The organism is Micromonospora sp. KC213 (assembly GCF_004348325.1).
Taxonomy (GTDB): Bacteria; Actinomycetota; Actinomycetes; order Mycobacteriales; family Micromonosporaceae; genus Micromonospora.
In genome coordinates this window covers 22,709-29,512 of record NZ_SMKF01000065.1, presented here as the reverse complement: position 1 = coordinate 29,512, position 6,804 = coordinate 22,709, and the positions used below count along the sequence as shown (strand labels likewise).

Here is a 6,804-nt window from a genome sequence, read left to right as displayed (position 1 = left end):
GGGAACGGAGGGGGCATGAGGATGACCAGCACCCCGGCCGTCGTGGCGTCGAGCGAGGTGACCGGGCCGGACGGCGTCCGGGAGCCGGGCGGTGAGGTGCACGCCTGGCAGCCCGGCCAGAACTCGACCGTCTGTGGCCTCCAACTCAGTCGTACCCGGTTGCGCCGCTTCCCGCACGTCCGGTTCGAGTACACCGCCACCGACCAGCTCACCGAGGCTGACCCGGTGAGCTTCGTCTGCCCGCGCTGTCTGGCCGCCACCCAGGGTCGCCGCCGGCAGGAGAAAGCCTGGGTACGCCACTCGCCGCGGCCCTGACCGGTGCCGGGGTTGGCACCCGGCACAGCGGGTACCGCAGCCGGTATGCGGATCGTGATCGTGGGAGCCACCGGCAACGTGGGGACGGCGCTGCTGCGCCGGCTGCGTCGGGAGTCGGAGGGGCAACTGGTCGGGGTCGCCCGGCGACCGCCCGGCCCGCACGCCGGTGCGCCGTACGACGGGATCCGGTGGCACGCCTGCGACATCGGGGCGCCGGACGCCGTCGGGACACTCACCGCGATCTTCGCCCGAGCCGACGTGGTGGTGCACCTGGCCTGGCAGATCCAGCCCAGCCACGACCAACGTACCCTGCACCGGACCAACGTCGGCGGCAGCCGCGCGGTGAGCGACGCCGTCGTCCGGGCCGGCGTCCCCGCCCTGGTGTACGCCTCGTCGGTCGGCACGTACGCACCCGGGCCGAAGGACCACCCGGTCAGCGAGCGCTGGCCGGCGACGGGGGTGACCGGGTCGTCGTACAGCCGGGACAAGGCCGAGGTGGAGGCGATGCTCGACATTCTGGAGGCCGAGCATCCGTGGCTGCGGGTGGTCCGGCTGCGCCCCGGTCTGACCTTCCAACGGGACGCGGGAACCGAGATCAGCCGCTACTTTCTCGGCCCGCTGGCCCCGGTGCGGCTGCTGCGTTTCGGGCGCCTCCCGGTCGTACCGGCGAACCGGCGGCTGCGGATGCAGGCGGTGCACGCCGACGACGTCGCTGACGCGTACGCCAGGGCGATTCTGGGTGACGCGCGCGGCGCGTTCAACGTCGCCGCGGACCCGGTGCTGACCCCGGAGTTGGTGGCCCGGCACTTCAAGGGCTGGACGGTGCCGGTGGCCGCCCCGGTGCTGCGGGCCGCCGCCGCGCTGACCTGGCGGGCTCGGCTGCAACCGGTCGACACGGGTTGGGTGGATCTGGCGTTGAACGTGCCGCTGATGTCCAGTGAGCGCGCCGAGTCCGAACTCGGCTGGCGGCCGACGGTGGACGCGGTTGCCGCCTTGAAGGACCTCTTCGCCGGCATGGCGCACCGGACGGGCACCGGTTCGCCGCCGATGAGCGCCGCCCCCGATCTCCCCGGCCGCCCCGCGGCGCTGCTCAGGTCCCGCCCGCCCGGCACCACCAACCCCTACTGACCCTGACCGGGCGCGGGGGAGGTCAGGTGTGGGAGAGGGCGAAGGCGGAGAGAAAACCGAGGACGGTGATCAGGCCGACCAGCAGGTGGGCGTCCTCGAACGCCTCGGGAACCATGGTGTCGGTGATCATCGCGAGGATCGCGCCCGCGGCCAGCGCGGTGACGACAGCCAGTACCTCCGGCGGCGCCCCACCCAGCAGAGCGTAGCCGGCCAGCGCCGAGACGCCGCTGACCAGCGCGATGGCCGTCCAGAGCCCGAACACGTACCGGCCGCTGCGGCCCGCCCGGCGCATCCCGGCGGCGCTGGACAACCCCTCCGGCACGTTGCTCAGGAAGACCGCGACCACGGTGACCAGGCTGACCGGGCCGCCGGTGAGCAGGCTCGCCCCGATCACCACCGACTCGGGTACGCCGTCCAGCAGCGCGCCCACCGCGATGGCGGATCCGGAACCGGGCTGTGCCTGCTCCGAGGGCTGCGCCTGCCCGGAGCGTTTGCGGTGCCGCGCGCCGCGCCGCGCCAGCAGCAGGTTCGCCCCGGTGTACGCCAGCGCCCCACCGATCGCCCCGATCGCGGTCGGCACCAGGCCGCCCCGCTCGTGCGCCTCGGCGATCAGCTCGAAGGAGACGGCGGAGAGCAGCACGCCCGCCCCGAACGCCATCACCGACGCGATGACTGTGCGGGGAACCCGGGCGAACCACCCGGCGCCCGCCCCGATCAACAGGGCGGAACCGGCCAGCAGCCCCCACCCGCCCGCTTGCACCCACTCCGGCATGTCGGGGGACCGTACCCGGACCGGTCACCCCGAAACCGGCTCAGAACTCGGCGAACAGGTACGGCAGTTCGCGCGGGAAGAGCCGCCGCAGCTCGGCCGCGGCCTCGGGCCCGACCTGACCCAACCCGCGGACGTCCACCTCGGCCGGATCGAGGACCCCGTACGCCAGGGCGGAGAGCCCGGCGGCGGTGAGCGTCGCCGACGGGACGGAACCGCCGGAGGTCAGTTCCAGCCGGCCGGTCGTGCCGTCGAGGAGGTGGCTGCCACCCAGCCACCGGTCGTCGACCAGTTCGACGCGGACCCGGCCCGGGCCGGCCGGCAACCCGGTGAGCGCGTCCAACGAGAGCAGCCGGGCCATCGGGGCGGACGAGCCGGGCCGGGACACCCGGGCCTCGACGTGCAGCACCAGGTCGGTCAGCCACAGCTCGGGCAGCTCGTCGGCGGCGATCTGGACGCTGATCCGCTCCACCTGGTCCACGTGCCGGGCGAGGAACTGCAACAGCAGTGCCCGGGCGTACGGGTTGGCCGCGATCAGGTCGTCGCCGTGCAGCTCACCGCCGTGTTCGTCGATCCGGTACGTGAGCACGCCGGCCGTCGCGCCGTCAATCCGCGCCGAGACCAGCCAGCGGTCGTCGCGGTCGCGCAGGCCGACCGCCCGGAAGTCCGGGAAGATCGCGAAGCCGTGCCGTTCCCGCAGGCAGCGCTCGGTGAACGACCGGAAACCGGCGTACCCGGCCCCGATCCGTTCCCAGGTCACCTCGCCGGGCAGCTCCGACCGCAGCAGCGGGGCCAGGTCGGCTGGGGAGAACCGGACCGTACGCGGCCGGGGCAGCCCGACGTAGCCGAACCGCTCGTAGAAGCCGGCCCGGAACGGGTACAACGCGGTGAGCGGATGCCCCTCGTCGCGCATCTCGTCGAGGAGTTGGTGCATCAACGCCCGGACATGCCCCTGCCGGCGGGCCAGCGGATGGGTCGCCACCCCGGCCACCCCGGCCATCGGCAGTACCCGGCCGCGCAGGTTCTGCCGCATCGGGATGGCGCTGGCCGCCGCCCGGGTCTCGCCGCCCTCCTCGACCACCAGTGTCCGGTTGCTCTTGTTGTACGGCAGGTACCGGTGGAACGCCTCGACCCGATCGCGGGTCGGCGGGGACGCCTCGAAGGCGTACGCCTGGAGTGGGAAACTGGTGGTCAGGCGCTCTTCGGCGGCCAGTCGGCGGATGGGCATCACCCATCCCAACCCGGTCGGCGGCCGATCGCAACTCGGTTGTCGGCTCACACCTCGACCAGGTCGGAGACCACCACGGTCACGTTGTCCGGCGCGCCGGCCTGGTGGGCCAGTTTCACCAGCTGCTCGCCGCACTGCTGCCGGTCGCCGTACGTGGTCAGCGCGGAGTGGATGGCGGTGTCCTCCACGTAGTCGGAGAGCCCGTCGCTGCACAGCAGCAGCCGGTCGCCGACGAACAGGGTCAGCACCCCGATCGCCGGCGGCGCGTCCGCGCCCTGCACGGCCCGGGTCACCAGGGAGCGCTGCGGGTGGTGCCGGGCCTGGTCGGGGGAGAGCGCACCCTGGTCGACCAGGGCCTGGACGAAGGTGTCGTCCCGGGTGAGCTGGGTCAGCTCCCCGTCGCGCAGCAGGTAGCAGCGGGAGTCCCCGACCTGGGCGAGGACCAGGGTGTCCCCGGCGAGCAGGCCGGCGGTCAGCGTCGTACCCATGCCGTCGCGGGCGGGATCGGCGGCGATCGCGGCGCGGATGCGCTGGTTGGCGGTGGACACGACGGCGCGCAGCGCCTCCGCGGCGTCGTTCGGCACGGTCGGTGGGATCAGCTCGTCCAGGATCCGGATGACGATCTCGCTGGCCACCTCGCCGGCGGGGAGCCCGCCCATGCCGTCCGCCACCGCCACCAGGCGGTCACCGGCGAGGGCGGAGTCCTCGTTGTTGGTGCGGACCAGGCCGACATCGTTGAGGATGGCCGAGCGGAGGATCAGCGTCATGTCACAAGCTTGCCGGATGCACCCGGCCGTCGTCTCTACGCGCGGCCCCCGGAGTGAAGAAATGATCTGCTCTCCACTGTCGAGCGTGCCGGCCGGCGGCACGGGTCGGCTCAACGGCGGGGGTAACGCAGCAGCAGGCTGGCGGCGACCTCCTCGTCGCCGAGGGCGGCGTAGACGTGCGGGACGTCCGACGTCCAGCTGAGGTGGCCGCCGGCGGCGGCGGTGCTCGGCGCGTCCGCCGGGCCCGCCCGCAGTACGCCCGAGAAAACGGTGACGTGCTCGGTGACGCCCGACTGGTGGGCCGGGGAGAGCTGCTGCGCGCCGGGGCGTACCCGGAGCCGGTAGAGCTCGTAGCTGGCGTCGGTGTCGGTGAACGACTCCAGCAGGGTGGCGGTGACCGCGGCGCCCTGCACGGTGGGGGTCGTCGCCGGCCCGGACAACACCGCCGCGAGCGGCACGCCGAGTTGCGCGGTGATCGCGTACAGCGTCTCCAGGGTGGGGTTGCGCAGGCCGTTCTCCAGCGCGGAGAGGGTGGCCTTCCCCACTCCCGCCGTCCGGGCCAGGGTGGAGAGCGAGACGCCCCGCTGTTCGCGCAGCGCCCGGATCCGTCGTCCCACGGCGTCCGGGTCGGCGTCGGAGGGGCGCCGCTGCTCTGGTCGCGCTCCGGTCATAGCCGCTATGGTGCTACACGTTGCCGTTCCGTAAACGGAACGGCTGGGAGGGGTGAGATGGCCCAGCGACTGCAACCGGTGCTGGCCGGGGTGGTGACCGCGCTGGTCGGTTTCGCCAGCTCGTTCACAGTCGTACTGGCCGGGCTGCGTGCCGTCGGCGCCGACGAGGCGCAGGCCGCCTCCGGGCTGCTCGCGGTCAGCGTCGCCGCCGGCGGCTGCGCGCTCTGGCTCGGCCTGCGGCACCGGATGCCGATCGCGACCGCCTGGTCCACCCCCGGTGCCGCGCTGCTGGTCGCCACCGGGCCGGTGCCCGGTGGCTGGCCGGCGGCGGTGGGCGCGTTCCTGGTCTGCGGGCTGCTGATCGTGGCCGCCGGGCTGTTCCCCGCGCTGGGCCGGGCGGTCGCCGCGATCCCCGGCCCGGTGGCGGCGGCGATGCTGGCCGGGGTGCTGCTGCCGCTCTGCACCGCCCCGGTACGGGCGCTGGTGGCGGTGCCCCGGCTGGCCGTACCGGTGATCGTCGTCTGGCTGGTGCTGCACCGGTTCGCCCGGCGCTGGGCGGTGCCCGGGGCGTTGGTGGCGGCGGCCGTGGCGATCATGTCGACCACGTCGGGTGGGAGCGTGGACCGGCTGCGGCCGGTGGTCGAGCTGACCCCGCCCACGTTCACCGTTGCGGCGCTGGTCGGTCTGGCGGTGCCGCTCTTCCTGGTCACCATGGCCGCGCAGAACGTCCCGGGTGCGGCCGTGCTGCGAAACTACGGCTACCAACCGCCGCTCGGCCCCGCGCTGCGGGTCACCGGCCTGGCCGGGGTACTCGGCGCCCCGGTCGGCGGGCACGCGGTCAACCTCGCGGCGATCACCGCGGCGCTCGCCGCCGGCCCGGACGCCCACCCCGACCCGGAGCGCCGGTGGATCGCCTCGGTGACCGCCGGGATCGGCATGGCCCTGCTCGGCCTCGGTGCCGGGGTGGCCACCACGCTGGTGCTGCTCTCTCCGCCGGTGCTGATCGAGGCGGTGGCTGGGCTGGCGCTGCTCGGCGCGCTGGCGACCGCGGTCGCCGCGGCGGTCGCCGACCCGGGTGCTCGGGAGGCGGCGGTGGTGACCTTCGTGGTCACCGCCTCGGGCGTGAGCCTGCTCGGAGTGGGGGGCGCGTTCTGGGGGCTGGTATCCGGTTGGCTGATGCTGCTCCTCTACCGCCGCCGCGACCGGCCCGCCGCGCCGCCGGCCGACGCCGACGGCGGTCGGGCGCAAGGGGCGACCGTCACGTCCACCTCGGCGGCCACCGGTCGCGGCCCCGGGGCGTAACCCGCCCGCCGTCGGTTTTTAGAGACGCCTGCCGCTGCGCGATCCCTCACCGGCGGGTGGCCGGCACCGGAACCTCGGCCGGTCGCCGGAACTGGTCGACGGTGCCGCCCCGGACCCCGAGGCTGCCGCGCGCCGCCTGGTAGAACCCGTCGCGCATCTCGTCGGCCCGCTGGACCAGGGCCCCGAGGTCGTCCGGGAGGTCCGGCAACGCTCGCGCCGCCCGTTCGAGCGCCCGTACGGCGTGACGCCACGCCGCAGCCGCCCGTACGGTGGCCTCGTCACCGAGCAGCAGGACCCCCTCCCAGGTCAGGGTGTGCCGTTCGGCTGCCTCCGCCAACCGGGCCAGCCCCTGCTCGCGGTCGAGAGCCGGCCTGCCGGCACCGGGCCGGTGGGCGCTGAGCATCCCCAACGCCAGCAGGTGCACCTCCTTGACGGCGCGCGCGAAGTCGGCGTACGCGTCCAACCGCCGCTCGTCCCACCGCACCGTCTGGTTGCGCCGCCACCGAGCCCGCTCGGCCACCGTCGTGGCGATCATCGTGCCGACGGTGCCGACCACCACGCCGATCAGCGCCGGCAGCTGCGTCAGCAGGGTCTCCAGCAGCTTCATCGACATCCCCCACCGTG

General features: G+C 74.3%; 8 protein-coding genes. 3 read left to right on the top strand and 5 right to left on the bottom strand.

Features of this window, described 5'->3' with window-relative positions:
- Both E1166_RS15410 and E1166_RS15405 read left to right on the top strand, forming a co-directional pair.
- The coding region (locus E1166_RS15410; protein ID WP_243710366.1) for a hypothetical protein at nt 1-315 on the top strand (315 nt) is incomplete at its 5' end.
- A gap of 45 nt (nt 316-360) precedes the next feature.
- The gene (locus E1166_RS15405; RefSeq protein WP_132339534.1) at nt 361-1,443 is read left to right on the top strand and encodes an NAD-dependent epimerase/dehydratase family protein; all 1,083 of its coding nucleotides are present in this window, start codon (nt 361-363) and stop codon (nt 1,441-1,443) included.
- A 22-nt stretch (nt 1,444-1,465) separates the two neighbouring features.
- Here E1166_RS15405 and E1166_RS15400 read toward each other — a convergent pair whose 3' ends face one another.
- From E1166_RS15400 to E1166_RS15385, 4 genes are all read right to left on the bottom strand, one after another.
- Entirely contained in the window at nt 1,466-2,215 is a 750-nt protein-coding gene (locus E1166_RS15400) for a ZIP family zinc transporter (RefSeq protein WP_132339532.1), read from the bottom strand.
- A gap of 40 nt (nt 2,216-2,255) precedes the next feature.
- Entirely contained in the window at nt 2,256-3,440 is a 1,185-nt protein-coding gene (locus E1166_RS15395) for a GNAT family N-acetyltransferase (RefSeq protein ID WP_132339530.1), read from the bottom strand.
- Nucleotides 3,441-3,487: 47 nt separating this feature from the next.
- The gene (locus tag E1166_RS15390; RefSeq protein ID WP_132266359.1) at nt 3,488-4,207 is read right to left on the bottom strand and encodes a PP2C family serine/threonine-protein phosphatase; all 720 of its coding nucleotides are present in this window, start codon (nt 4,205-4,207) and stop codon (nt 3,488-3,490) included.
- A gap of 110 nt (nt 4,208-4,317) precedes the next feature.
- On the bottom strand, nt 4,318-4,878 hold the full coding sequence (locus E1166_RS15385) for an XRE family transcriptional regulator (RefSeq protein WP_132266356.1): 561 nt from the start codon (nt 4,876-4,878) through the stop codon (nt 4,318-4,320).
- Between the two features lie 57 nt (nt 4,879-4,935).
- On the opposite strand from E1166_RS15385, the gene E1166_RS15380 reads away from it, so the two are divergent.
- Complete coding sequence (locus E1166_RS15380; protein ID WP_132339528.1) at nt 4,936-6,180, top strand: benzoate/H(+) symporter BenE family transporter; 1,245 nt, start codon at nt 4,936-4,938, stop codon at nt 6,178-6,180.
- A 46-nt stretch (nt 6,181-6,226) separates the two neighbouring features.
- On the opposite strand, the gene E1166_RS15375 is transcribed toward E1166_RS15380, so the two are convergent.
- Nucleotides 6,227-6,793 carry a hypothetical protein gene (locus E1166_RS15375; protein WP_243710365.1) on the bottom strand — a complete coding sequence of 189 codons (567 nt, stop codon included), beginning with the start codon at nt 6,791-6,793 and terminating at the stop codon, nt 6,227-6,229.
- Nucleotides 6,794-6,804 lie beyond the last annotated feature (11 nt).

Excerpts from the sequence above, each read along its gene's own strand:
- E1166_RS15405 (WP_132339534.1), top strand. The coding sequence starts at position 361 with ATGCGGATCGTGATCGTGGGAGCCACCGGCAACGTGGGGACGGCGCTG.
- E1166_RS15400 (WP_132339532.1), bottom strand. The coding sequence starts at position 2,215 with ATGCCGGAGTGGGTGCAAGCGGGCGGGTGGGGGCTGCTGGCCGGTTCC.
- E1166_RS15395 (WP_132339530.1), bottom strand. The coding sequence starts at position 3,440 with ATGCCCATCCGCCGACTGGCCGCCGAAGAGCGCCTGACCACCAGTTTC.
- E1166_RS15390 (WP_132266359.1), bottom strand. The coding sequence starts at position 4,207 with ATGACGCTGATCCTCCGCTCGGCCATCCTCAACGATGTCGGCCTGGTC.
- E1166_RS15385 (WP_132266356.1), bottom strand. The coding sequence starts at position 4,878 with ATGACCGGAGCGCGACCAGAGCAGCGGCGCCCCTCCGACGCCGACCCG.
- E1166_RS15380 (WP_132339528.1), top strand. The coding sequence starts at position 4,936 with ATGGCCCAGCGACTGCAACCGGTGCTGGCCGGGGTGGTGACCGCGCTG.
- E1166_RS15375 (WP_243710365.1), bottom strand. The coding sequence starts at position 6,793 with ATGTCGATGAAGCTGCTGGAGACCCTGCTGACGCAGCTGCCGGCGCTG.